Source organism: Bacillus sp. NPDC093026 (genome assembly GCF_044754665.1).
GTDB classification, from domain to species: Bacteria; Bacillota; Bacilli; order Bacillales; family Bacillaceae; genus Bacillus; species Bacillus maqinnsis.
The window spans coordinates 92,319-117,706 of the sequence record NZ_JBIVPN010000007.1 but is presented as its reverse complement, the minus strand read 5'-3'; the positions used below and the strand labels follow the sequence as shown (position 1 = coordinate 117,706).

Annotated in this window: 22 protein-coding genes and 1 riboswitch; of the genes, 14 read left to right on the top strand and 8 right to left on the bottom strand. The window is 41.0% G+C overall.

The features are described from left to right. Positions 1–89 precede the first annotated feature (89 nt). Positions 90–1,424 (bottom strand): glycerol-3-phosphate transporter, encoded by a 1,335-nt coding sequence (gene glpT / locus ACIQCE_RS14090; protein ID WP_400495549.1) that lies wholly within the window; start codon positions 1,422–1,424, stop codon positions 90–92. Positions 1,425–2,240: 816 nt separating this feature from the next. On the opposite strand from glpT, the gene ACIQCE_RS14085 reads away from it, so the two are divergent. Beyond that, complete coding sequence (locus ACIQCE_RS14085) at positions 2,241–3,017, top strand: sulfite exporter TauE/SafE family protein (protein WP_400495548.1); 777 nt, start codon at positions 2,241–2,243, stop codon at positions 3,015–3,017. A 32-nt stretch (positions 3,018–3,049) separates the two neighbouring features. On the opposite strand, the gene ACIQCE_RS14080 is transcribed toward ACIQCE_RS14085, so the two are convergent. Beyond that, positions 3,050–3,226, bottom strand: coding sequence for a hypothetical protein (locus ACIQCE_RS14080; protein ID WP_400495547.1), 177 nt, complete (start codon positions 3,224–3,226; stop codon positions 3,050–3,052). Positions 3,227–3,810: 584 nt separating this feature from the next. Next, positions 3,811–3,910, top strand: a riboswitch (purine riboswitch). Positions 3,911–3,991: 81 nt separating this feature from the next. Between ACIQCE_RS14080 and ACIQCE_RS14075 the strand changes: the two genes are divergently transcribed. Continuing rightward, entirely contained in the window at positions 3,992–5,164 is a 1,173-nt protein-coding gene (locus tag ACIQCE_RS14075; RefSeq protein ID WP_400495546.1) for an MFS transporter, read from the top strand. A 56-nt stretch (positions 5,165–5,220) separates the two neighbouring features. On the opposite strand, the gene ACIQCE_RS14070 is transcribed toward ACIQCE_RS14075, so the two are convergent. Beyond that, on the bottom strand, positions 5,221–5,595 hold the full coding sequence (locus tag ACIQCE_RS14070; protein ID WP_400495545.1) for a hotdog domain-containing protein: 375 nt from the start codon (positions 5,593–5,595) through the stop codon (positions 5,221–5,223). Positions 5,596–6,007: 412 nt separating this feature from the next. Here ACIQCE_RS14070 and ACIQCE_RS14065 point away from each other — a divergent pair, with 412 nt between their 5' ends. The 6 genes from ACIQCE_RS14065 (at position 6,008) to ACIQCE_RS14040 (ending at position 10,330) form a co-directional block, all read left to right on the top strand. Beyond that, the gene (locus ACIQCE_RS14065; protein WP_400495544.1) at positions 6,008–6,466 is read left to right on the top strand and encodes a MarR family transcriptional regulator; all 459 of its coding nucleotides are present in this window, start codon (positions 6,008–6,010) and stop codon (positions 6,464–6,466) included. Positions 6,467–6,718: 252 nt separating this feature from the next. Then, a complete protein-coding gene (locus ACIQCE_RS14060) occupies positions 6,719–6,964 on the top strand; it encodes a hypothetical protein (protein ID WP_400495543.1) in 246 nt (81 codons plus the stop codon). A 95-nt stretch (positions 6,965–7,059) separates the two neighbouring features. Next, entirely contained in the window at positions 7,060–7,278 is a 219-nt protein-coding gene (locus ACIQCE_RS14055; protein WP_400495542.1) for a hypothetical protein, read from the top strand. Between the two features lie 237 nt (positions 7,279–7,515). Then, positions 7,516–7,758: a 2-thiouracil desulfurase family protein gene (locus tag ACIQCE_RS14050; RefSeq protein ID WP_400495541.1), complete on the top strand. Its 243-nt coding sequence runs from the start codon at positions 7,516–7,518 to the stop codon at positions 7,756–7,758. Positions 7,759–7,776: 18 nt separating this feature from the next. After that, on the top strand, positions 7,777–8,205 hold the full coding sequence (locus ACIQCE_RS14045) for a hypothetical protein (protein ID WP_400495540.1): 429 nt from the start codon (positions 7,777–7,779) through the stop codon (positions 8,203–8,205). Between the two features lie 505 nt (positions 8,206–8,710). After that, positions 8,711–10,330: a glutamate/serine transporter AimA gene (locus tag ACIQCE_RS14040; protein ID WP_400495539.1), complete on the top strand. Its 1,620-nt coding sequence runs from the start codon at positions 8,711–8,713 to the stop codon at positions 10,328–10,330. Between the two features lie 37 nt (positions 10,331–10,367). Here the strand turns inward: ACIQCE_RS14040 and ACIQCE_RS14035 are convergent, their stop codons facing one another. After that, positions 10,368–10,562 (bottom strand): hypothetical protein, encoded by a 195-nt coding sequence (locus ACIQCE_RS14035; protein ID WP_400495538.1) that lies wholly within the window; start codon positions 10,560–10,562, stop codon positions 10,368–10,370. An 812-nt stretch (positions 10,563–11,374) separates the two neighbouring features. On the opposite strand from ACIQCE_RS14035, the gene ACIQCE_RS14030 reads away from it, so the two are divergent. Beyond that, positions 11,375–14,044, top strand: a complete 2,670-nt coding sequence (locus tag ACIQCE_RS14030) for a S8 family peptidase (protein WP_400495537.1) — start codon at positions 11,375–11,377, stop codon at positions 14,042–14,044. 440 nt (positions 14,045–14,484) lie between these two features. On the opposite strand, the gene mmuP is transcribed toward ACIQCE_RS14030, so the two are convergent. Continuing rightward, positions 14,485–15,888, bottom strand: a complete 1,404-nt coding sequence (mmuP, locus tag ACIQCE_RS14025; RefSeq protein WP_400495536.1) for an S-methylmethionine permease — start codon at positions 15,886–15,888, stop codon at positions 14,485–14,487. A gap of 47 nt (positions 15,889–15,935) precedes the next feature. Beyond that, positions 15,936–16,874 carry a homocysteine S-methyltransferase gene (gene mmuM / locus ACIQCE_RS14020; RefSeq protein WP_400495535.1) on the bottom strand — a complete coding sequence of 313 codons (939 nt, stop codon included), beginning with the start codon at positions 16,872–16,874 and terminating at the stop codon, positions 15,936–15,938. Between the two features lie 336 nt (positions 16,875–17,210). Here mmuM and ACIQCE_RS14015 point away from each other — a divergent pair, with 336 nt between their 5' ends. Beyond that, positions 17,211–18,041, top strand: coding sequence for a YitT family protein (locus ACIQCE_RS14015; RefSeq protein WP_400495534.1), 831 nt, complete (start codon positions 17,211–17,213; stop codon positions 18,039–18,041). Between the two features lie 283 nt (positions 18,042–18,324). Here the strand turns inward: ACIQCE_RS14015 and ACIQCE_RS14010 are convergent, their stop codons facing one another. Further along, positions 18,325–19,542: a multidrug effflux MFS transporter gene (locus ACIQCE_RS14010; RefSeq protein ID WP_400495533.1), complete on the bottom strand. Its 1,218-nt coding sequence runs from the start codon at positions 19,540–19,542 to the stop codon at positions 18,325–18,327. Positions 19,543–19,801: 259 nt separating this feature from the next. On the opposite strand from ACIQCE_RS14010, the gene ACIQCE_RS14005 reads away from it, so the two are divergent. Together ACIQCE_RS14005 and ACIQCE_RS14000 are read left to right on the top strand one after the other, a co-directional pair. Further along, the gene (locus ACIQCE_RS14005) at positions 19,802–19,990 is read left to right on the top strand and encodes a hypothetical protein (RefSeq protein ID WP_400495532.1); all 189 of its coding nucleotides are present in this window, start codon (positions 19,802–19,804) and stop codon (positions 19,988–19,990) included. Between the two features lie 98 nt (positions 19,991–20,088). Further along, entirely contained in the window at positions 20,089–20,631 is a 543-nt protein-coding gene (locus ACIQCE_RS14000) for a DUF402 domain-containing protein (protein ID WP_400495531.1), read from the top strand. A gap of 89 nt (positions 20,632–20,720) precedes the next feature. On the opposite strand, the gene ACIQCE_RS13995 is transcribed toward ACIQCE_RS14000, so the two are convergent. Beyond that, complete coding sequence (locus ACIQCE_RS13995; RefSeq protein WP_400495530.1) at positions 20,721–22,358, bottom strand: S8 family peptidase; 1,638 nt, start codon at positions 22,356–22,358, stop codon at positions 20,721–20,723. Between the two features lie 168 nt (positions 22,359–22,526). On the opposite strand from ACIQCE_RS13995, the gene ACIQCE_RS13990 reads away from it, so the two are divergent. Together ACIQCE_RS13990 and ACIQCE_RS13985 are read left to right on the top strand one after the other, a co-directional pair. Beyond that, positions 22,527–24,005: an amidase gene (locus ACIQCE_RS13990; RefSeq protein WP_400495529.1), complete on the top strand. Its 1,479-nt coding sequence runs from the start codon at positions 22,527–22,529 to the stop codon at positions 24,003–24,005. 235 nt (positions 24,006–24,240) lie between these two features. After that, positions 24,241–25,374: a zinc-dependent alcohol dehydrogenase gene (locus ACIQCE_RS13985; protein WP_400495528.1), complete on the top strand. Its 1,134-nt coding sequence runs from the start codon at positions 24,241–24,243 to the stop codon at positions 25,372–25,374. The last annotated feature ends 14 nt before the right edge of the window (positions 25,375–25,388 follow it).

The window sequence follows — 25,388 nt, the reverse complement described above, 5'->3', positions numbered from 1 at the left end:
TTATCCTCCTTTTACGGTAACTGCCTCTATCATAAAAAATAGATGTAAAGGGCATGTTGGGCAGATATAAATCTTTTATGTGAGTTTTATTAAGCTGTCTCTACCCGCTTGCCTGTATTCCACGTCATTGCAAGGAAAACGATGGCAAGCACGCATGAACTGATGAGTAAAATGAAGCCTCCTGTCCAGTCATAGTGATCAACAACAACACCCATCATCGCATTGGCAAAGGCCGAGCCACCAATATAACCGAAGAAACCTGTTAGTCCGGCAGCGGTGCCAGCTGCTTTTTTAGGGGCGAGGTCAATTGCTTGCAGTCCAATGAGCATGACAGGCCCATAGATCAAAAAGCCAATGCTGATGAGTGCAATGTTATCAACCAGCGGATTTCCAGCTGGGTTTAACCAATAGATGAGTACAGCAATGAGAACACCTGCCATAAAGATCACGCCTGCTGGAGCGCGGCGGCTTCTAAAGAAGCGGTCACTGATCCATCCGCACAATAGCGTGCCTGGTATGCCGGCATACTCATAAAGGAAATAAGACCAGCGGGAATTCTCTGGTGAGAAACCTTTTGCTTCCGTCAAATATGTTGGTGCCCAGTCAACGACGCCATAACGGACGAAATAAACAAAGACGTTGGCAATGGCGATATACCAAAGGAATTTGTTGTTCAGTACATATTTAAACAAGATTTCCTTCACTGTTAATTCTTTTTCCTGATCTTCATATTTCTGGGCTGGATAGTCATTTCGATATTCTTCAATTGGCGGGAGACCAACAGATTGCGGCGTGTCTCGTACGAGAAGAATGATGACGAAAGAAACAATAATGGCAGTGATGGCAGGGAAGAAAAAGATACTTTTCCAAGTAGCAAACAGCACAATGCCTAATGTAATGAGCGGTGCAAGAATGCCTCCGCCGATATTATGAGCGACGTTCCAAATGGACATCTTCGTTCCTCGTTCACTAATAGAAAACCAATGCGCCATCGTACGTCCGCATGGCGGCCAGCCCATTCCCTGAAACCAGCCGTTTAAAAACATGAATAAAAACATGATCCATACACTGGATGTCACCCATGGAAATGAGACAAATAAGATATTGATGAGAGCGGATAGAAAAAGTCCGGTCGCTAAAAAGTATCTAGGGTTACAGCGGTCAGAGATCATCCCCATGATGAATTTACTAAATCCATAGGCAATGGAGACTGCCGCTAGGACAAAGCCTAATTCACTTTTCGTGAACCCTTCCTCCTGTAAATAAGGGATGGCAAAGGCGAAATTTTTGCGAAGCAAATAGTAGCCGGCATAGCCAATGAAGATCCCTAAAAAGACTTGCAGGCGTAACCGTTTATAGGTTTCGTCTATCTTGGCATCATCAAGCTTTTCAATATGCGGGGCTGGTTTGAACCAATTCAACATAAAGATCCTCCTTTTATAGATACATATTTGACATGAAGAAAAAGTATGAGAGTCGTTCAGATCTTGTACTTTTTCAGAGACAAAAGAATTGATAACGCTTTCTTTTGTACTCCAATCATATCGGATGAAAGGGGTATTTATGATGAGGCTTTTGTCATTATTTTGGAAAAATCAAGTAACCAAAAAATCCGCACAATGGCGGATTTATTCATAGGGATTATATGGATACTTCAATTTTCGGTTGGTTTCATAGTTTGGTAATCGTATTCGATTTTAAACGTATTCTTGCCTTATTATTTATGTCCGCGCATAAAAGAGATTAGTGACTGTGTTTTCTTTTTTTAATTATTTGATAAAATTCAGGGACTCAACATTGAAGGTGAAATCGTTTTTAGACAGATAATTACGCAAAACCTGCTTGCACAGCCACATGCTGATCAAGACAATCGGCAAACCAATATGGGGAAGAGCTGAATCTAGATGAAGAAAAGCAACGAGAAATGGAATTTGGTCTAACCCATTGTGCGATTTGTTCATGTTCAATAAAATAAAAAATAGAGGAAGATCAGATGATATTAGATCACATTTTAGACGTAACGGGGCTCGCATGCCCTATCGGATTATTGAATCGAAGGTCAAAGCATTAGAAATACATGCAACAGATAAAGGGCTAAAGCTGACTTAGCGGTATGGACGAAGTCAAGCAGTCACACAAAGAATGGATGAAGGAAATGTACTGAAGTTCTGATTGAGAAAAGGGGGTTAAAGGCTGTAAGGTTCTCTGCTAAAGTTTCCCTTTCAAAGGAGGAGACCAACGTGGATGTTGCGTTTTTGATTACATTATTTTTCATCGGATTGATTGGTTCCTTCTTATCAGGAATGGTTGGCATTGGGGGATCTGTGATTAATTATCCAATGCTTTTGTATATTCCTCCCCTAGTAGGTGTAATGTCACTTTCGGCACATGAGGTGTCAGGTATTGGTGCTATTCAAGTCCTGTTTTCAACGCTTGGTGGTGTACTGGCGTATCGGAAAAGCGGATTTTTACATCGCTCGTTGATTTTATATATGGGATGCAGTATATTGTCGGGCAGCTTATTAGGCAGTTATGTATCACATTTCATGCCGGAGAAAGGGATAAATCTCGTCTATGGATTGCTCGCCATTGTAGCCGTTATCCTCATGCTGATCCCGAAAAAAGGACAGCGTGCAGAAGTGGGGGAAGAGGTGACTTTTCATAAAGGATTAGCATCCGTTATTTCTTTTCTAATTGGCAGTGTCTCAGGTGTTTTAGGAGCAGGTGGGGCGTTCATTTTGGTGCCAGTCATGCTGTCTATTTTAAACATTCCAGTACGGATGACGATTGCGTCGTCTCTTGCGATTACGTTTCTTTCTGCCATTGGGGCGTCGACAGGGAAAGTGCTAACTGGTCAAGTGATGCTCATTCCGGCTGTTGTCTTAATAGTAGCAAGCTTGATAGCCGCTCCGATTGGTGCAAAGGTGGGTCAGAAAATGAATGCCATCTATTTGCAATGGCTACTTGCGGTGATGATTACAGCGACAGCGATGAAAATTTGGCTGGATTTATTATAAAGCAGGAGCTGCTAAAAGCAAGTTGGGCTTTTTTATTCGACGTCATCGTGCTCGATATAGGTTTCAAGTGCTGGGTGGTATTCTTTTTGATAATGAAGGTTGGGGCATGTTTTAACGACTTTGCCTTTCAGGGCATTGGATTTTGAGACTTCTAATGCCGTTTTACATTTAGGGCAGCGTTCCGTAAATAAAGATGACCATAACCTCATACGTCATCACTCCATTTAAAGTCTTAAAAACCGATTATTTTAATAAGAATTATAGGTGATCGCTTAGGTAAGGTCAATGGGTTTTGACTCTTTTTAACAAAATAGAAGCATCTTGAAGGATGATTCTTCGATTAGTAGGCTCTTGTCCAGCATCATATCAGTTGTAGGTTTTCCGTAGCAGACACACGTTTTCATGTTTAAATGGAATACAGCGTGAGGTGGCTCCTGTTTTATTTCATCTTCACAGGTCCCGTTGCCGCACAACATGGCTTTGATCAGACGATTTTCTTTTGAAAGTGTTTGTTCAATGTCTTCAAGGGTACTAAATCGGCAGGTTCACTGGAAGATGTCAGTAGGAACTTCCCAGGGAAACGCTCTCTCTCTGTTAAAGATCGATTCAAGCTAATATTCCTGATCTACATTGTTAACGTTCATTGATTTTTCATCAGTTTACCTATAATTGGTGTGTAAATCAAGGTGTGTGGGTGATTCGGTTTTTTAGCTTTGTTCTTATGTTGTCTTTTGTTTTAATCATAATTTTTCTATTCTTACAGCTTGCTAGTTATGTATGGCTATGCTAATATATTTGATGAAAAAAATAGACTTGTATAACCTCAATAATATGGTTTGAGGGTTTCTACCAGGATCCGATAAATCCTGATTACAAAAGCGTGCTTTCCTTTTTTGTAATCAGGGTTTTTTTTGTTTGTCTTCGCCCTGTATCAACAAAAGCGAAAGCCATGATATACAGAAGGGATGTTTGACATGAACTGGAGAGTATATTTATTAGCTGTTTCTACTTTTGCGGTAGGATTGGTTGAGCTTGTGGTCGGAGGTATTTTGCCTAGTCTTGCAGAGGACTTAAATGTGACTCTTGCAACAGCTGGACAGCTGATCACAGTGTTTGCGATCGTGTATGCTATTTCAGCACCAGTACTACTTACTGTCACTGCAAAAATAGAAAGAAAGCGTCTGTATTTAATTGCACTATTCGTGTTTACAATTGGGAACGTGTTTACGTATTTTAGCTCAACCTTTCTTTTTGTGATGATTTCAAGAGTGTTTATTTCGATGAGTACAGCTCTTGTGGTGGTGTTATCGCTAACAATTACTGCCAAATTGGTGGAGCCAAAACATAGAGCGAAGGCATTAGGACTGATTTTTATTGGGATTAGTTCATCACTTGTTCTCGGTGTACCAATCGGTATTTTTATTACAGAGAGCTTTGGCTGGAGAGTGATGTTTTTAGGAATCAGTGTTCTGTCTGCCATTTCAATGGTTTTGATTTATTTCCTATTGGAAAAGATGCCTGTTGAAAAGGTAACACCTCTTAAAAAACAGATTCGTTCCCTAGGACATCCGAAAATTTTTAGTGCACACTTGATTAGTTTGTTTATGCTTGCTGGTCATTATATGCTTTATTCTTATTTCACACCGTTTCTGATGGAAGTCATGCATATGACACCTTTTTGGATTAGTGTCTGTTATTTGGTGTTCGGGCTTGCTTCGATTGGAGGGAATGGTTTTGGCGGCTGGCTTAGTGACAAACTGGGTTCAGGGAAAGCCATCTTGCTTGTGACAATAGCGTTTGCGGCTGTTTTGTTTATCATTCCTTATACAGCGGGTGTGTTTGTGCTCTTTATGGTGATGGTTGTCCTGTGGGGAGCGCTTAGCTGGGCACTGACGCCTGCTTTGCAAAGCTACTTAATTCAAACAGATCCGGTGACGTCTGATATTCAGCAAAGTTTAAATACATCTGCTCTGCAAATAGGCATCTCTATTGGATCCGCCGTCGGAGGGGTCGTGTTTACCATGACCGGCTCATCCGTTGATTTGGCTAAATTTGGTGCTGTGTTTGTTCTGATTGCCTTTAGCTGTGCGATGATCTCATTAAAGAGACCACCACTTTATATGGAAAGTAAAAGAAGCACCGAGTAAGCTGCCTGTTGATTAGGCAGCTTTTTTGAAGGTCGTCCGTGATGTAGCAGATCTATCTATTTGAGAACAACACCATCACTTTTTCCTGTGATGACTTCTTTACCGTGTTGATTCAAATATCGAGAAAAAAGGTGAATACGGTGATATTTTTCATGCTCTTCTACCTTTGTCACTGTCGTATGACAGGTAATTGTATCACCTGTATAAACAGGCCGGATGAAAGTACAAGTTATGTCTTGACCAATAAAATGAAATTGTCCGCCAATTTTCGTTGCCAAACTTGCGGTGAGAAAGCCATGTACCATTCGCCGGCCTTGATCATCCAGCTCTGTATGGTGTTTTCCGAAATCACCTGTCATCTCACCAAATTGAATCACGTCTTCATGTGTATAGGTTCTGCTTGTTTGGAATTGATCACCTGTTTGAACCATCTCTTCATTCAGCTCCTTTTTTTAAATGTACCAAAGGAATGAATGAATGTACATTCATTTTTGTGCACTCTTCCTTCACATATTCCCATCACAGCTTGTTTAACGATCGGCAGGTGAAAAGAGGGAAGATTAGAGGAGGATGAGGAGTTGAAGAAGACTGGAAAAGCTTGATGTGAAAATAGAGCAATCAGCATCTCATGCCAACAAAAAGAATCGCTGTTGGCCAACTGACAGAGAAGAAAACACGTTCTCATTATGAAAGGTAGAATCATAAGGGAAGTGCTCATGTTTTTGTAAAAATGACAAAAGAGCAGGAAGATTGTCCTGTTTCTTTTTCCGCATCGACATTTCTTTTGACTCTTCTCATAATTATTAGTACCATTTTATTAACCAGTTAAGAGTGGAGGTTCAGATGGAAACGAAAGAACACATGGTATTAAAAGCGATTCAAGATCTGATCATGCACAGGGAAAAAAGACGTAATGACCCAACAGATCCACTCATTACCACGACGGACACACTCAAGCAAGATTGGACACTCACACAGCTCCATATTTTATCAATGATTCAAGCCAATCCGGCAGAATCAAATAATACGTTTCTCTCTCAAAAACTTAAGCTGTCTAAGCCTGCCATTACAAAAGCCGTCAAGAAGCTCATTGAAAAGGGTATGGTTCATTATCGTCACCGTCAAGGAGATAAAAAATCAGTCTATTATTCATTGACAGAGGAAGGCATGCAATTGGCTGCGTTACATGATGAACTCCATGAAAAAGCAGTAAAATCCTACTTAGAATTCCTTCGTCAGTTCAATGAAGATGAATTACATGTCATTGAACGTTTTTTAAAGGCTTGGAAGGAAAAACTATAGGTTTTAAAAGAAGAACGTACGCTAAGCGTGCCCCGCAAGAATAAGTCATTTTTACATATAATCAATTTCTAAAAATAGATTGCATGTCTTTTGCTAGTTCATGAGATTAACAATACTTTTTTATCATAATAAACAATACTCTCTTTCGCAAAATAGCACTGAAAATGACGAGTTGACGCCTAATGATTTTCAGTGCTTTTCGATATATACTTGCAAAGGTCAGACATTTAATTCACAGAAAAGAGGAGTTACATGGGGAAACTTCAAACTGAAATGATAAAAGTTTGGTTATCTATCCCAAGATGGTTTAGAATGTTTATTTTGACAGCCGTAACTATCTATGTTTTATGGACATTGCTAGTAAATGGTGTAAAAAATATTTTTCATATGGACACACAATCGTTAATGATTAGTTTAATATCATCTGCCATCATATTGTTTATTTTCAATCAAACCAATAAACATCATCATGGCAAAGGGAAATCAAACATTAAGTAAAAAAGGGCTTTTTGGATTGATTCTATTTAATCATAAGAGATGTAGGATTTTGTAAGTCTGATGAAATGATTTTAATGAAAAGGGGGGTCATCTAAATGGCTAAAGAGATGATGGAAAATTTTAAAAAGTATGTCTTCATCATGCCGATTGTTGGATTGATTGTCAGTCTGTTATCATTCGTCTATTTTTTCTGGATTGTAGGGGTCGAAGAAGATGTTTGGTTAGCTGCATTGTATTGTGCCCTTCCTTTTTTATTTAACATGATTTCCTATTTGCCTTTATGTATCTATTTCAAAATGAATGAGTCATGTTGAAAATAGGAAATGCTCAATGAGTAGAAATAGGAAGATATATGATTGTTGTTAGCGCTTGTCTCGCTGGGTTAAAGGTCCGCTATAATGGTAGCTATCGACTGGACGAGCGAATTTATGGTTTGCCCCCCTGAGCTTCTTGATGTGGCTTTCAACACCGAGAGCTCCGACAGAATCGTTGGCGGAAGATGGAGATGATGGATTAAAGGGCGAGCCTGTTTGTCGATTTGAATGGAATGGATGTCACAAATCGTATGTAAAAAAGCGCAAGACACGTTGAAGCAAGTACAAGCTCTTGCAGCAACGGCTGTTGTTTTAAAAGAACACAGTCCATCTTGTGGAAGCCGTATGATCTATCAGGGGGATTTTGGCAGTGAGGTGAAGTTTGGAGATGGTGTCACTTCAACTTTGCTCAACAGCATGGCATCAAGTTGTTCTCTAAAGGCGGATGACTGGGTTGGATTGTTTTGTAAACGTATGTGAATAGTAGGAGGAGTAAGATTGAAGAATTGGATTGTTGTTTTCATTATTTTGATATTGCTCGTTATTGGTTTTAATTTTACTCTTCATGCAAGAACGTTTTCTTTTCAGGATGTGATTCCTATTGATCGAGACAAAGTCTCATCTATTGAAATTGAGTATAAAGATCAGAAGGTTGTCATGAAAAATAAAGAGAAAATGCTTCAGTTGGTAGATGAACTGTCGATTATCAAGTTGAAGAACACAAAGAATAGAATGGATTCTACTAAATCATCATTGGATGAACCTTATTGGATCAGAGTGTTTGAAGATGGGAAAGAAAAGTACGGTCTCACTTTATATGGTCAAGATGATTTAGAATCATTTGATTTTTCTAAAACGAAAAATAAACCCAGTGAATATCGTATCGTTGATGGCAACCATGTCGATATCGGGAAATATATCAAATAACTTCTTGCGGTCATTGGCTGATCTGAAGTCTATGCATGATATCCAAGACAATTCGGGTAAAGTGCTCGGTAAACAAAAATGAAGCGGAGATTGATTTGATGAGTAGATTAACAGATGAGTCACATTAGCAAACGGAGTAAAAATGCCAAAGTTGGGCTTTGGTGTTTGGTAAGTAATAGGCGGGGATGAGGCTGTAAATGCGGTTAAAGTGGATACATTTCATGATGAGGTGTCCAAAAGGAAGAGGGAGTCATTTCCTCTTTCTTTTTGTTTTTTCAAAATAAGGGTAAAGGTATTGAATCAGTCTAATAGATTTTAGAGCAATTTGTTCTGAAATAAGCATGTTCGACTATTTCAGAAAAAGAAGAATTGAGAGATAATAGAAAAGGTCAAAAAAATGGACAAGGATAGGGATTCCATTCGGAAACCATTTGACAGGAGAATGGAAAAGCTAGATGGCTGAATTAACCATGCTCTGTATTTTAATCGAAAGGTGTTATTGAACATGAATCATTTGCATCGTAGGATAGGAACTTTCTCTTTAATGATGGTAGGACTTGGCTCAATCATTGGTTCAGGATGGCTCTTTGGTGCCTGGCGTGCCGCTCAAATCGCCGGTCCTGCTGCGGTTTTGTCCTGGTTGATTGGGATGGTTGTTATTTTATTTATCGCTTTGTCTTATAGTGAACTCGGATCGATGTTTCCAGAGGCAGGCGGAATGGTTAAATATACGCAATATTCTCACGGTTCATTTATTGGGTTCATCGCAGGTTGGGCGAATTGGATCGCCATTGTCTCCGTGATTCCCGTTGAGGCTGTTGCTTCTGTACAATACATGAGCTCATGGCCTTGGGAGTGGGCAAAGTGGACAAGTCATTTAGTCACAAAGGGTGTATTGACTATTGAAGGACTGCTTGTTGCCAGTGTTCTTCTCGTGATTTATTTTCTATTCAATTATTGGACAGTTGGGTTATTTTCTAAGGCAAATACTTTCATTACGGTTTTTAAGATTGTCATTCCAGGATTAACGATTGGTGCGCTCTTATTCGTAGGATTTCATAGTGAGAATTTTACTTCTGGAACAAGTATTGCTCCTAACGGTTGGGCCAGTGTGCTGACAGCTGTTGCAACATCAGGTATCGTGTTTGCATTTAATGGCTTCCAGAGCCCAATTAATATGGCAGGTGAGGCGAAAAATCCAGGCCGTTCGATTCCCATTGCGATTGTTGGTTCTATTTTGATTGCGACTGTGATCTATGTATTTTTGCAAATTGCCTTTATTGGTGCGGTCGATCCATCAAAGATTGTCAATGGATGGAGTCATTTGAATTTCAACTCTCCATTTGCGGACCTTGCCATTGCACTTGGTATTAACTGGCTTGTCCTTATTTTATATGCGGATGCGTTTGTGTCACCTTCTGGTACAGGGATTACGTATACAGCAACCACTTCTCGGATGATTTATGGGATGGAAAAAAATAAATACTTGCCGAGTGTTCTAGGACGTCTGCATCCCATTTATGGAGTGCCTCGTTCAGCAATGTTCTTTAACTTAGGTGTATCGTTTATCTTTCTGTTTTTATTTAGAGGCTGGGGAGTGCTGGCAGAAATCATCTCTGTGGCCACACTGATCTCCTATCTCACAGGACCGGTCACGGTCATGACGTTAAGAAAAACGGGTACTGATTTATATCGTCCATTGCGTGTTAAAGGACTTGCTATCATTGCACCGCTTGGCTTTATCTTTGCGTCGCTGACGTTGTACTGGGCAAGGTGGCCATTAACTGGGCAGGTCTTGTTCATTATTTTGATCGGACTGCCGATCTATTTTTACTATCAAGCAAAAGCGAAATGGAAAGGCTTTGGCCGCAACTTTAAAGCGGGTGCTTGGATGGTCGTTTATTTACTTGTCATGATGACCATCTCTTGTCTGGGTAGTAGTAAATTTGGCGGTTACAATGTGATTCATTATGGCTGGGATATGGGGCTCATTGCGGTTGTGGCCCTGCTGTTCTATATGTGGGCACTCAAAAGCGGATATCAGACAGAGTTTTTAGAAGAGGCAAGAAAAATCAACGATGAGCTACGTGCTTCCCAAAAAGAAGTAGCATCATCTAAAGAATAAATGGGGAGGCTGCCTGAACATGACAAAGGCAGCCTTTTTATTTTGTTAAAACAAGATGGCGTTTCAGCCAAATGGTCACCCCCTTCAAGACAGACGCTGTGATCAGTGAAATAAGCATGTATCTCCATAGTTGATCCAAACCTTGTCCGCTAAGCAGAAAAACAATTCCTAGGAAAACTAGGGTGAGGATGAGCATGAATAAAAAAGATGTTGACCAGAAGAAAGCCTTCATTTGCTTCACCTCCTTGATATATTGTATGCAGGTCTATAGAGGACCAGACCGGTAAGAAAGCAGTAGAAATAAGTCATCTAAAAACACCAAGGAATTTGACAGTTGTGTCAAGATGAGAGCATACATTGTGTGAATGTGGTTGGTCAGAGATGGAGGTGTTTGGAGATGCTTGATATGGGAAATCAAGCAGTTGTTACTTTTGTTCTTCATCAATGACTACATTTGAAAAAATAGTTAACTTTTTACTTTTTTTAAAACGACCATATTTATCACAATCCCAATGATTAGAAAACCAGTATTCAGCTAATCATCCAATTGAGAACGTAAGAACTATTACAATTACTGATTCAACTACACCAACAACTCCTGAAAATCTCTTCATTATGTAGGTTGGTACGTTGTTTTGAAAAAATGAGAGAAACCCTGTGTTGGCAAAAAAAGAAAGAGAAAATGTTAACCCCACTTGATCTTTTGTGATATGAAGGTCTTCAGCTTTCTTGGAAATGTATTGTAAAATCTCATTCTTTGATCGACCGTTAACTTGTGTAAAAGCATGATCTTTTTGGAACAAAACTAACCCCTTCTCTCTTGTTTATTAAGCGCTTACAAAGTGATTGTGATGTACTTTTAAACAGGACTAAATAGAATCATCTTCCGTTTGAAATGACAAAAAATGATGAAGCAATGAAACTTGCATCTGAATATCTCAAATCCTAGCTTAAAACAAGTTTAATTATGTAAAAAACAGATTTTATTAAAAGACTTTCTGTGATATTCTTCCAAGGTGTGATAAAAGTTAAGGGGGTCTTTCCATGTTTAAAAAGCAAGTGAAATCCTGTTTAATCGTACTCATGACAGTCATCTTATGTATGGCTGTATTACCTGGATACGAGGCAACAGCAGTTAATCAAGGAACAAATGTGAATGAAGCCATGGGGTTAAAAAATGGTGAAACCATCTCAGGTACATTAGAGAATGAAAAGGAAGAATCGTGGTATCAAATCACGCCATCTTCACAAGAAGTAGAAAAACATACACATATGCGTATTTCAGTGAAAAGTAAACAAATCTTGTCCGTTTCGGTCTATCCAAGTAAGGAAAGAGCGATAAAGGATGACACGTATTCGAGATATCGTGTCGATACAGCAAGCGGAGAGACAGAGATTGATTTCCCGCATGCATGGAAAGGTCCGTATTATATCAAAGTGCTATATTTAGGGTCAGAAGATGATAGCCGGGACGAGGAAGAGGATGCGACTTATACAATTGGTTATAAAGGAGCCAATCTTCCACCTTCAGAGCCTATCTTCCCTGAAGAAGAAGAAGAGCCTCTCATCATCATTATTGGGAAAAAGTATGGTCGTGAAATTCTTCAATCGATTCGCAGTATTGAGGACAAACGTCTCAACGAAACAACGGATGGAAAGAGGCTGGCACGTCTTCTTCAACAAACGAAGCCGTTTCTCACATCCAAACTCATCAAGAATACATCAGAGCAGCAAAAGGTATACAATCATTTGCTCACTTTAAAACCGTTACTGAATGATGTAGAAAAAAATGGGGCATTTAGCGGACATATCGTCACAGAGAAAGAACAAAAGGCAATCCGTACCCTTTTTGATATGCTCAAAAATGCAAGTCCGGCTTATTTGAAAAAAGAACTGGATGCGACTAGTCAAAAGATTGGGATTGATCATCTTGAAGGGAAGTCCATTGGATATGTACTAGAGAAGCAAAAGCTTGTTTCTGAAGAAAAAGTCAAAACAAACAAAATCATTTTTAAATTAAAGGATGGTCAAACGCTTCAATCAGCGAAAAAGAAAATGAAAAGCTATGGTATTCAAGAAAATCGTGTGATATCGCAATCAGTCAGTCCTTTATTTAAAGGAATGTATGTATATGATGTCCCAGTAGGGCAAGAGACAGCTGGCAAAACGCTAAAGGCAGGAAAGAGTGCGATCAAAAGCACAGCCCGAAAGCTGTCTAGCATGCCGAATATAGAATTTGCAGAGCCTGTGCAAACCTATCGTGCACTTAGCAATGATATGCAATACTCATACCAGTGGCCTCTGAAAAATAGTGCACAAAACAGCGGGAAAAAAGGCGCTGATGTCAAGTTTGAACAAATGAATACACTGATTGGCACAAGCAAAATGAAGCAAACGTTGATTGCTGTTGTTGACACTGGTGTCGACAGCCGTTTGACAGATTTAAGCGGGACCGTTCGCACAGACTTAGGTGCGAATCTGATTAGTCGACATAAAGATGCCATTGATGACAATGGACATGGAACTCATGTGGCAGGCATCATTGCAGCTGAGGCAGATAATTATTACTCCATGGCAGGACTTAATCAGCACGCTGGCATCATTCCGGTAAAGGTGTTAGATGCCTATGGAAATGGTGATACAGAGCACATTGCACTTGGTATTAAGCACGCGGTGGACAAAGGCGCAAAGGTCATCAACCTTAGTCTTGGCGGCTATTATAGCCGAGTGATTGAATATGCGATGAAATATGCTGCACAAAGGAATGTACTAGTGGTAGTGGCAAGCGGAAACGATGGCATTCCAGAAATGGACTATCCAGCGACCTCTCAATATACAATGGCTATTGGTGCAAGTAACCGTATGGATATAGCGGCTGAGTTCTCCAGCTTTGGGAAAGAACTGAGCATGTCTGCACCAGGATCTGATATTCCAAGTTTGATGCCTGATGGTAATGTCACATACCTCAGCGGCACATCAATGGCAACGCCATATGTAGCAGCAGCGGCAGGTTTACTGCTTTCTAAAAACCCGAATCTGAAGCCGAATCAATTGAGAAATATTTTGCAAAATACAGCAGATGATATTTCATTTAAATCTGTTGATGGAAAAGATGAGATTTTCTATGACGAAAACGATGAGCCAATTGTTGATCCGAAAATTCCGGGTATCGATTGGATGACAGGACATGGCAGGCTCAATGCATTTGCCGCTTTAAGTGCTGTAGAGCTGAATGCATCTGTCAACAAAGTAGAAGATCAGCATCAAAAGGTGACAGGAAAAGCAAAAGTGGGAGCTGCCGTCGCTGTGTATCGAGGCAAGACACTTCTTGGAAAAGGAACTGCAAGCAAAAAAGGAACCTTTAGTGTGAAGATCAAGCATCAGAACAAAAATATAGTGCTTCACATCAAGATTTCAAAAGGAAAGGCAGCCACTTCAATTAAAACCGTTGTGAAAAAAGGTAAGACACCAGCAAAGCCGAAGGTTGGCAAAGTAACGGTCAAAAGTAAAACGATCAAAGGTACTGCAGGTGCGGGTTTGACCATTAAAGTGAAAAACAGATCTAAGAAAGTCATCACTTCAGTTAAAGCCGATAGCAAGGGCAAATTTACAGCAAGTATCAAGCCGCAAAAAGCCAAAACAATCTTGTACGTGACAGCTTCAGATGTGAGAAAAAGAGAAAGTAAAGCTGTGAAAGTGGTCGTGAAAAAATAATCAAAAAACTCGAATTGTTGACGAAGGGCTAAAATGGTTTCATTTTAGCCCTTTGTCATCTTTTCAGCGTGAATGGAACACCCTTGAAGTCTAGGAAGGATGAGCTACTTGTGCGGAACCGAATGTGTGATTTGTGAGCAACAGCGCGCAGGCCTGACAACGAATGCTAGGGTTTGTCTACACGCTGAAAGCTTTCCCTTCTAAAAAAGGGGTAGTTTTTTGGAACCAATTAATCCCAATCGTCATAAAGGAGGGATCGTCGATAAACAAACACTCATCAGCGTGTCTCCCACAAATCGAGCTTCAGCTTTGATTAGGGTTATCGTGAGTTGAACACAAATGATGAGGGAATAAACTTTCCCCTTAGATGTGTTTCGGCTCAACGATTTTCGGCTCATTAACAAAAGGCGCTCGTCTATCAATCATTGCCTTTTAGTACATTACACATCAAGTTTTTCTCGTTTTTTGCGAATCCATGCGGTCATATAATAAGCGGCATAGCAGAGAATGATGAAGGGAATACCGCAAATGAGTGCAATTCGTTGGTTTGGATCAAAGGCAATGCCAATCACTGATGCAAGGCATAGGAGAAAGGCAGCAATAGGAACCACTGGATAGAGTGGTGTCCGAAATTTCAGATCGTTTAGCTGCCCGCCGTCTTGTAAAAATTTTTTCCGAAACATGAACTGTGAGGCGGCGATCCCCATCCAGACGACAACAACCGCAAGCCCCGAGATTGAGACAAGTACAAGATACACAGTTTCTGGGGCAATGACACTCGATAACAAAGATAAGATACCGCCAATCATACTTAAAATGAGTGCATTCAAAGGAATGCCTTTTGCTGTGAGCTTCGCCAATTTTTTTGGCAGTGTGCGTTCCTCTGAAAGAGACCAGAGCATGCGTGAAGACGCATATAAGCCAGAATTAGCCGCTGATAAAATGGCGGTAAGGATGACAAAATTCATGAAATCTGCGGCATAAGGAATGCCGATCCGGTCAAATACGACAACAAAGGGACTTTTGATCACCCCGGCTTCTTCCACGGGAATCAAACCGGCTAGAACAATGATTGTTCCAACAAAGAACAGCACAAGGCGTAGTACTGTTGTGCGAATCGCTCGCGGAATGGTCTCATCTGGATTCACACTTTCACCTGCAGCAATCCCAATGAGCTCAGTACCCGAAAAAGCAAAATTGACCGCAAGCATGGTCATGATAATCGGTAAAAATCCGTTTGGGAAAAGACCACCTTCCCCAGTGAAGTTTGAAAAAAACGGAGCGCCTTCACCGCCTTTTAGTGGAATCACGCCAAACATGGCAGCCCCGCCAAGGATAATAAAGAGCATAATAGCCATTACTTTAATACTAGAAAACCAAAACTCTGATTCGGCAAAGAATTTGACTGTAAAAGCATTTAGTAAAAAAATGAAGAGAGCGAAGACACCACTCCACAACCAAACCGACGTATCTGGAAACCAGCGTTGCATTAAAAGTCCTGCCGCTGTAAATTCAGAACCAAGTGCCACCGTCCATGTCAGCCAGTAGAGCCATGCGACCGTATAGCCTGTACCAGGACCAATATATTTCGTCGCATACGTATGAAACGCCCCTGTGACCGGCATCGCGACAGACAGCTCACCTAAACAGAGCATAACGAGATAAACGATTAATGCACCAACGAGATAGGCGAGAATCGTTCCCGCTGGTCCAGCTTGATTGATCGTATACCCAGAGCTTAAAAAGAGTCCTGTTCCGATGACACCGCCTAAAGAAAGCATGAACAGGTGCCGGCTCGTCATTTTTCGTTGATATTGTTGTGACTGATCTTTTGCTTGTTCCATGTCTTCCCGTCCTTTTGCTTAGAAGTATGTGTGAAGCTTCAAGAAGCTTACGGTTTTGCCCATTGCAGGATGTCGGTAATATCCTCTGGCGTTGTTCGGCAGCAGCCGCCGATGATTTGTGCGCCGTCTTTGTACCATTGATAAGCACAATCGCCAAAAGTATTATGAGAAGTGTCTCCACTCCATACCTTTTGCTTTGGATCATACACTTCCCCTGAATTTGGGTACACCACAATTGGCTTACTTGTGCCTTTTTTCATTTCTACAATTAGGGATGAAATGAATTGCGGCGGCGTACAGTTCACGCCAACAGCTGCAATCTGTTCGTAAGACTCAATTGCTTGTACACATTCTCTGATCAAATCACCCTCACTAATATGTAGATCGTCTTTTGCGCTAAATGTGATCCATGCATAGGTGTCACGAAATTCTTCTTTCAGCAGCCTTGCGATAGCCTTTGCTTCAATGAGGCAAGGAATCGTCTCACAAGCGAGAACATCTGCACCAGCGTCAATTAACGCTTGAATTCGGGGTCTGTGAAAATCAATGAGCGCCTGCTCTGTCAGCCCGTAATTTCCCTTATATTCAGAACCATCAGACAAATAAGCGCCGAATGGTCCAACGGAACCAGCGACAAATGGTTTTACCCGCCCTTGATGATTGTTCTCATCTTGCCAAAAGACATCTCGTGCTTCTTTTGCTAAAACGACAGATTGTTTCATTAGTTCAATGGCTTCTTCTTTTGTAAAACCTTTTTCAGCGAAGCCATCAATGGTTGTTTGGTAGCTGGCAGTTGTTGCACAGTCAGCACCTGCTTGGAAGTAGTCCAAGTGTACTTGCTGAATCAATTCAGGCTGTTCAATGAGTATTTTGGCAGACCATAAACGGTCGTTTAAATCACAGCCTTTTCGTTCAAGCTCTGTCGCAAGAGCACCGTCCAAAATCAATGGCGCATGAGTCTGTAAGCGGCTTTGAAGTGGATTCATATGAATAGAACAGCCTCCTTTTTAGATTGGAAATGATGGATATGATATGAGGCAGTAGTTTAAATGACTAAAGTGTTTTTGTCAAGGAGAGGAAAAAGCATGAATTGATGAAAAAAACCTTAAAACATGCGGGTTTTAATGTATAAAAATGCAGTCAAAATATTAGGAAATCAAGTCATTGACAGTCTCTAAAAAGAGATATATATTATGGAAAGGTTCATATCAGAAAGCATCATCAAAAGGCAGGGTCTTTTGATTTTATTTTGCCTATCGACTGTCTTCTTTCGTGCAGAAAGAGGGTTTTTTATATGCTTAAAAAAGGGAGGAAAGATGAAATTGAAGAAATGTGTAAAAGATATTGTCATGATTCTGATCGGTTCTTTTTTATTTGCAGTAGCTGTGAATATGTTTGTCATCCCGCTGGAATTTGGTGAAGGCGGCGTAACGGGGCTTTCCATTATTTTTTATTATTTGTTTGAGGTTGCACCATGGCTGACGAACCTTGTGCTTAATGCCATTCTACTTCTTGTGGGGTATAAATATTTGGACAAGAAGACCACAATCTATACAGTGGTCGCCGTCGCAAGTAACTCACTATTTTTACACCTGACCACAACATGGGTTGTAAATATACATGAATTGATCATTGGTGCCATTTTCGCAGGGATCATTATCGGGGTTGGTATCGGCCTTGTATTAAGAGCCGGTGGAACAACGGCAGGTTCAGCCATCCTTGGGCGAATGGCGAATAAGTATTTAGACTGGAATGTCAGCTATGCTATCTTGTTTTTTGATCTTATTGTTGTATTTGCTTCTTACTTTATTATTGGTGCTGAAAAATTAATGTTGACTATTGTGATGCTGTACGTTGCAACAAAGGTTATGGATTTTGTCATTGAAGGGCTTAACACGAAAAAGGCTGTCACAATTATTTCTTCTTGTAAAGATGACATTGCAGAAGAAATCAATCACACCCTTGACCGAGGTGTGACGATCTTAAATGGACGAGGTCATTATTCAAAGGAATCAAAAGAAATTTTATATGCGGTTATTCAAAAGCAGGAGCTTATGCGTTTAAAGAAAATTATTAAGAAAATTGACCGAAACGCATTCGTTGTTGTTCATGACGTGCGCGATGTGTTTGGAGAAGGATTTGTGCACATATAAAAGAGTTCGATAAAGCCCCACTCTTTCAAACGTAAAGAGTGGGGCTTTTTCAATGTCTACTTTCTAACCGCATTTTCTTTCTTCTCATGATCTCTCTGGACGCCCCAATCATAAACAGTATGATTGGTGTAAAAGTAAAGGTTGTTTAAAACTGCAACTAGCCAGTATGGGGTGTGTGCGACTGGTCTTAGAATATCGGCTTTGACTTACATACACATAAAACAAAAGGATTTTTACACTATCTATTGTCAGTAGATGATTGATCTAAAACGAAAAGCCCCGATTACACGGTTCTTTTTTTAGATCGAGCGACAAAGAAAAAATAACAACATAGTGCGCCGAGGTCGCAGAGCATGATCATGAGCCCCATTGGGAAGGCTGTTTGACTTCCGGCTAAGCCGACAAGCGGTGTCACGCACGCACCTAGAAGCATTTGCGCAACGCCGATAAGGGCAGCCGCACTTCCTGCATGTGCACCGTGATGCTGCATCGCAAGAGATGGAGCAGAAGTACCGACAATTCCAACGCTTGAAACGACAAAAAACAACGGGATGAGAATGCCAAGCAATCCTGCATCAATAGAGATCATCATGAATAAGGTGACCCCGCCTACAGTAGCTGTCACTAGCCCGATACGCAGCACTTTTTCTTCGCCGATTTTCGTAGCGATACGAGCAAATACTTGTCCTGCTGTGATGATGCCAAGGCTATTGACAGCAAAAGCCGCACTGAAGCCTTGCGGAGAGAGGTGGAAGATCTCTTGTAAAACAAATGGTGAACCAGAGATATACGCAAACATTGCGGCAAAGACAAGACCTTGCGAAAGTGCATAACCGACAAATAAGCGATCACTGGTCAGTATTTTCATGGAGGCAAGGATTTGTTGGAAGCCCCCTGCTTGTCTTCGCTCAACAGGTAAGCTTTCCTGCAAAGAAAACATGGCTCTTAGAAGCATGAGAGCTCCAAGGATACCTAGTAAAATAAACACGCCCTGCCATGTGGTGAAACGTAAAATCTGTCCGCCAACGATAGGGGCCGCTGCTGGGGCAACCCCATTTACAAGCATAAGCAGTGCAAAGAATTTCGTCATCTCTGACCCTTCATAATGATCGCGTACAATGGCACGTGCAATGACAATTCCTGCTGATCCCGCCAGTCCTTGAATCAGTCTTAACAGAATAAACATCCAAATGGATGTGACAGCCGTACATAAAAGAGATGCTGCAATAAAGATGACGAGTCCAACCATGAGCGGTTTTCTTCTGCCAATGGTGTCACTGATCGGTCCAGCAATCAACTGACCGAGGGCAAGCCCAATTAAACAAGCCATTAGGCTTAATTGGGATAAGGTTGTGCTTGCTTCAAAATCACGAGAAATATTTGGCAAAGCAGGTAAATACATATCCATTGCCAGAGGTGCAAGTGCTGTTAAAGAACCAAGCAATGCTGCAAGTAAAAAGCGATTTTTCTTCGATTCTTGCGGGTCAGATAATGAATTCATGTGATGACAACACTCCTAGTGTATAAACTGATAACGTCCTCAAATTAGCATAATGAATCAAGCCTTCTTTTTCAATCAAAAAATACGAAGCCTGATTCATGAAAAATGATTGATCTTTCGGAAGAGACTCTTTACATTGGATGAAGAGAAAAGAAGATGATGATTGACATGCAGCTATCACATGATTTTTATTAGACACTTGGAGGTGCTGAAATGAAGCAATATCAAGAGCTGATCATTCGTGAGGCAGTGAGTGAGGATGGGCATTACATCAGCTATTGTCCGTTTAGGAAAAGGGATTGTAGAGGCGTTATTATGTAAAAGCATTGCGCTGACAGAAACATGGGGCGAGAACGTCCTTTATCTTCATACATCTGATAAAATCAAGCCGCTTTTCGATTATATGAAAAAATGGGCTTCAAGCGTACGTTTGAGAAAGAATTTGTGAATCAGAATGGTACGCAAGTGAAGAGCTACTAATACGAAATACGACAAATTATTCTAAAAGGTGCAATGAAAGTAGATGTCGGAAGGAGCAGTGAAATCTTGTTTCAGATACATGCACATCAATGGGATGAAGTGATAGAGAGAAAAATCAGATATGATGCAGGGGTTGTAGAATATACTTGTCAGTTTTTAGATTCACAAGAACAACAACTTGTGTTGTTTCACAAGATTGAAGACACGTTTTCAATGATCGCCGGTCAAAACAAATTGACGATTCCTAAGGGGAGTTATACCACCGCGTATTATTGGGAAGATCGCCCCTACAATTTATATTTTTGGAGAGATCATCAAGGTAATTACCTCGGCTCCTACTTTAATATTGTAAAGAACACTTGTATAAAGGAACAAATGGTCATCTTTGAAGATTTAATGATTGATCTTTTAGTCTTTCCAAATGGTGACTATTTCATTTTAGATGAAGATGAATTGCCGGAGGCTTTGGAGTGTTTTGAGAATGGTTCGGTTTACAATGTGTTATATCTATTAATTGATTCTTTAGAGAGCATACTTTCTCAAGTGAAGTCTGATGCAGAAGGAGTGTATCATCACGCAACATTTGTTCCGCTATTAGTTGATAAATAGACGCAAAAAAATCGATTCCTTTACGTTAAGGAATCGATTTTCATAGGCTGCTAGCTTTAGTTATTCAGTGGGGCAGAGCCAAAGACAAGTCATACTTTAATGCGGTTTAATCGTTTTTGTAATTCTGTTTTCGTTTTCGATGCCTTTAGCTTTTTTACTGCACGTTGAGCGGCAGCTTTTGTTTTCTTTGTTCGTTTGATTTCGGCTTTTTTTACTTTTTGTTTTGCGTCGGTTACTTTCTTTTGATAGTCCACTTGTTTTTTGACTTGATCGAGCCGTTTTTGCAGACTCTTTTTCTCTGTGCTTGTGCTTAGTTTATAGATTGCGGTTTGAGCACTTTTTATGGAGCCCTGCGTCTTGTTTTTTTCAGCTAATTTGACCTTTGCACGTGCTGAACGGATATTGATGATCGTTTGTACCTTTTTAATCCGCTCAGTGAGCGCTGTTTTTTGTTTACTTGCTGTGAGCCGACTTATTTTCGTTTTGGCTTGATCGACATCCGCTTGCTTTTTGGACGTTTCGGCTTTTTTAACAGCACTGTTTGCCGCCTTTAAAAAGGTGGATTGCGGAATATATTGCACGCGGCCATAGCCAAATTGTGAATCCTTTCCTTTTGCTCCAAGGTCCACCGTATAGCTGCGCAGTAAGGTGCGAAGCTGTACGTTTGTTTTCTTCGGATGAAGCTGCTTTAATAGAGCGAGCATTCCTGTGATATGCGGTGCGGCTTGAGATGTACCAGTTGCGTACCAATATTCATTTTTCAAATAGGTGCTGATGACATTCTCACCAGGGGCAGAAAATTCAATCGCCTTCCCTGTATTGGAAATGGAAGCGAGTTTGTCTTTTTTATTGGTAGCCGAGACAGCAATGACGCTGCTGTAGGCGGCTGGATAACTGATATGGTTTTTCTTCCCGTCGTTTCCGCTGGCAGCAACGACGAGCAGTCCTTTTTTGTAAGCCTTATCTACAGCTGAATGTAAGATAGGAATGTTATCTTCAAATCCAAGGCTTAAGTTGATGATGTCCATCTTATTGGTAATTGCCCAATCAATGCCTCGAAGCAGACTGAACAAATCGCCTTCTCCTTTTTTATCTAATACTTTCACGGCATACAGCTTCACACCAGAAGCGACACCGACTGTACCGTAATCGTTATTCAGAGCACCGATTGTTCCAGCGACATGCGTTCCATGTCCTTCATCATCTTTGTAAGAGGATGTGTAATTCACGAAAGATTTACCGCCAGCAATCTTCAAATCTTCATGCGGAAAAATTCCAGTATCTAAGACTGCTACTTTAATATTTTTCCCTGTGACCCCATCTTTTAATGCTTGTTTTATATTCAATCTCTGTAGGTTATAAGATTTTTGAACCAATTCATCCTGTAGTGTAGTAGTGTGCTTTGTCATGGTAGAAGAAGCCAGTTTCACTTTGACATTCTTTGTCACATAGGCAATGTTTGGGTCTTTTTTTAGGGAGGATACAGCTTTTTCATTCGCTGTGACAGCAACAGCTGGAAGGTGTATGTACTGTGCTTTCACTTTTTCACTTTCCTCAAGTGCTGTTTGTTTTCCTTTTTGGTTTTTATATACGATGATGACCTCTGTTTCTTTTGGCGGTGTGGCTGCTTGTGTTGCTTGTGTGTGGAAGGGCAAAGCAGTTGTCAGGGCAAGAAGAAACGCAATGACAACCAATACTTTCTTTTTCAGAGCAAGGGCTCCTTGCATACGAGATGACCTCCGTCTTTTTTTCTCTATTATATCGGAGAATACAAGTTTTTTGTTAGAAGATTCATTGTGTGTATGTAAGTTTTTTCTCAAAAAGCCTTACATTGAAATTCAATCGCTTCTAGTAGACAATAGAGAGATCATGATCAGAGAAAGAAGGATATGCAAATGAATGTAAAAGAGTATATGACGTATGATGCGACTGGTTTGGCAGCGCTTGTACGAAATAAGCAGGTGACCCCTCAAGAGCTTGTGCAGGCTGCGTTTACTAGACTGGAGGAAGTCAATCCTTCATTAAATGCGGTCATTCGCACAAGAGAAGAACAAGTTGCACAAGATATCAAGCATCTCGAAGCCTATCAGCCGTTTGCGGGTGTTCCATTTGTGCTGAAAAATATATCACAAGGACTAGAAAATGAGCCTTTGACAGCGGGTTCTATGCTGTTAAAAGATGTAAAAGCAAAAAAGGATTCGCACTTTGTCCGCCGGTTGAAGCAGGCTGGGCTCCTGATGATCGGTCATACAAACACACCAGAATTCGGTTTGAGAAATGTAACGGAACCAGCGTTACATGGTCCGACAAGAAATCCATGGAATGAGGCGCATTCTCCTGGCGGTTCAAGCGGTGGCACCGCCGCCGCAGTTGCAAGCGGTATTGTGCCAGCAGGAGGTGCAAGTGATGGTGGGGGGTCCATTCGTATTCCAGCATCATTTACCGGTTTGTTTGGATTAAAGCCGACAAGAGGCAGAACACCAGTAGGTCCTGGCGTAGGAAGACAGTGGCAAGGGGCTTCGATAGATTTTACTTTGACCAAAACGGTTCGAGATAGTGCAGCACTTCTTGACTTGCTTCAAGTCATTCAGCCGGAAGCCGCCTTCCAAACACCGTTATACGATGGCAGCTATCAAGAGGATATAGTGAAGCGTATGCCTCGTATGCGTGTAGCTTATTGCATAGAATCCCCAGTTGGAACGAAAGTCAGTGAGGAAGCAAAAATAGCTGTCCTGCAAACAATGAAATGGCTAAGTGAACAGGGTCACCAAATAGAGGAAGCGAAGCCAGCTATTGATGGTGTCCATCTGATACAGCAATATTATGTAATGAACAGTGGAGAAATGTCTGCATTATTTACATCCTTGGCTCGATCACTTGGTCGACCTGTGAAGCCAGAGGAAACTGATATCGTTGCGTGGGTGTTGGCAGAGGCAGGGAAGAATGTTACGGCTGCTGCCTATACGGAAAGTCTTGATGCATGGGATATGGCGGCTGCACAAATGGCAGAATTTCATCAGACGTATGACCTCTACGTGACACCTGCCACCGCTTATTCCGCTCCGCGCATTGGTGAGCTCATGCAAACAGATCAGGAAATATCAGCACTTTTACGTGTCTCTTCTCTTTCTATGCAAGCACAGCAGGATCTCATTTATGATATGTTCTTGAAAAGTCTCACCTACACACCATTTACACAGTTAGCCAACTTAACAGGTCAGCCGTCCATGAGTGTTCCTGTTCATCTGACGCAAGAAGGCCTGCCTTTAGGTGTACAGGTGACAGCTCCTAAAGGAAAAGAAGATTGGTTGTTGAGACTTGCAGCGGAAATGGAGCAATCCTCGCTGTGGAAAGGAACAACTTGCTATAAATAGACATCAATTCATTGAGTAAAGGGAGTGAATACGAAAGAGAACATTATTCATACAGCAGCACATTTTTAATGTAAACAGGGATATCATTCTACTGGATTAAATCAAATCATTAGAGAGCGCGCGCACTCCTATAGGTTCTCTGAATGAACAAGCTTCTCTACTCCCTTTTTTATGCATAAACCATTCTTTCAAGGTGAAGCTATGATAGATAACTTGCGATAAAGGAGGAAATGCGTTGAGAGCTGTTACCTATCAAGGAAAGAATCGAATTGCCGTGAAGCAAGTGGATGCGCCGACTATTCAAGATCGTGAAGATGTGATTGTTCGGATTACGTCTACTGCTATTTGTGGATCAGATTTGCATTTGTATCAAGGGAACTTTCCTCTGCCGATCGGCTATATTATTGGACATGAGCCAATGGGTATTGTAGAGGAGGTCGGGTCAGATGTAACGGCTGTGAAAAAGGGAGATCGTGTCGTCATTCCATTTACGATGGCGTGTGGCAATTGTCAGTATTGTCATCATCATTTAGAAAGTCAATGTGATGAATCTAACCCTCATTATGATTCAGGTGGATTACTTGGATATAGTGAGAAATTCGGGAATTACCCCGGCGGGCAGGCGGAATATTTACGTGTTCCATTTGGAAACTATACACCGTTTAAGGTTCCTGATGATTGTGAGTTAGAAGATGAACAATTGTTGTTCTTATCTGATGTTCTGCCAACCGCCTATTGGAGTGTGGAGCACGCCGGTGTGAAAAAGGGCGATACCGTCATCGTACTAGGCTGTGGACCTGTTGGGTTAATGGCACAGCAATTTGCTTGGCAAAAAGGTGCAAAGCGGGTGATTGCCGTCGATTATATTGATTATCGCCTGCGTCATGCAAAACGTATGAGCGGTGTAGAAGTATTCGATTTTACAGAAGATGCCGATATGGGGGAAACCTTAAAGGAGCTTACCAAGGGTGGAGCGGATGTCGTCATTGATTGTGTCGGTATGGATGGGAAAAAGTCGCCGCTTGAAAAAATTGAGCAGAAGCTCAAGCTACAAGGTGGGACGATTGGACCGATTCAAATCGCCACCAAAGCCGTTCGGAAATGTGGAACGGTTCAACTGACTGGTGTGTATGGCGGTCTGTATAATATGTTCCCATTAGGCGCTTTTTTCGCAAGAAATGTCACATTGAAAATGGGACAGGCACCTGCAAGGGGGTATATGTCAAAGTTATATCAAAAGGTGGCAAACGGTGAAATTGATCCTAAAGAAATTATTACCCATCAACTGCCGTTAGATGAAGCAGCGCATGCATATCAAATATTCAATGGAAAGCAAGATGATTGTATTAAAGTCATTTTGAAGCCATAAAACGAAAAAGGCTT

Coding starts and splice junctions, on each gene's coding strand:
- ACIQCE_RS14070 (WP_400495545.1), bottom strand. CDS start 5,595: ATGGTTCAAACAGGTGATCAATTCCAAACAAGCAGAACCTATACACAT.
- mmuM (WP_400495535.1), bottom strand. CDS start 16,874: ATGAATCCACTTCAAAGCCGCTTACAGACTCATGCGCCATTGATTTTG.
- mmuP (WP_400495536.1), bottom strand. CDS start 15,888: ATGGAACAAGCAAAAGATCAGTCACAACAATATCAACGAAAAATGACG.
- ACIQCE_RS14080 (WP_400495547.1), bottom strand. CDS start 3,226: ATGAGGTTATGGTCATCTTTATTTACGGAACGCTGCCCTAAATGTAAA.
- ACIQCE_RS14065 (WP_400495544.1), top strand. CDS start 6,008: ATGGAAACGAAAGAACACATGGTATTAAAAGCGATTCAAGATCTGATC.
- ACIQCE_RS14050 (WP_400495541.1), top strand. CDS start 7,516: ATGTCACAAATCGTATGTAAAAAAGCGCAAGACACGTTGAAGCAAGTA.
- ACIQCE_RS14060 (WP_400495543.1), top strand. CDS start 6,719: ATGGGGAAACTTCAAACTGAAATGATAAAAGTTTGGTTATCTATCCCA.
- ACIQCE_RS14005 (WP_400495532.1), top strand. CDS start 19,802: ATGGGCATTACATCAGCTATTGTCCGTTTAGGAAAAGGGATTGTAGAG.
- ACIQCE_RS13990 (WP_400495529.1), top strand. CDS start 22,527: ATGAATGTAAAAGAGTATATGACGTATGATGCGACTGGTTTGGCAGCG.
- ACIQCE_RS13995 (WP_400495530.1), bottom strand. CDS start 22,358: ATGCAAGGAGCCCTTGCTCTGAAAAAGAAAGTATTGGTTGTCATTGCG.
- ACIQCE_RS14040 (WP_400495539.1), top strand. CDS start 8,711: ATGAATCATTTGCATCGTAGGATAGGAACTTTCTCTTTAATGATGGTA.
- ACIQCE_RS14035 (WP_400495538.1), bottom strand. CDS start 10,562: ATGAAGGCTTTCTTCTGGTCAACATCTTTTTTATTCATGCTCATCCTC.
- ACIQCE_RS14010 (WP_400495533.1), bottom strand. CDS start 19,542: ATGAATTCATTATCTGACCCGCAAGAATCGAAGAAAAATCGCTTTTTA.
- ACIQCE_RS14075 (WP_400495546.1), top strand. CDS start 3,992: ATGAACTGGAGAGTATATTTATTAGCTGTTTCTACTTTTGCGGTAGGA.
- ACIQCE_RS14030 (WP_400495537.1), top strand. CDS start 11,375: ATGTTTAAAAAGCAAGTGAAATCCTGTTTAATCGTACTCATGACAGTC.
- glpT (WP_400495549.1), bottom strand. CDS start 1,424: ATGTTGAATTGGTTCAAACCAGCCCCGCATATTGAAAAGCTTGATGAT.
- ACIQCE_RS14055 (WP_400495542.1), top strand. CDS start 7,060: ATGGCTAAAGAGATGATGGAAAATTTTAAAAAGTATGTCTTCATCATG.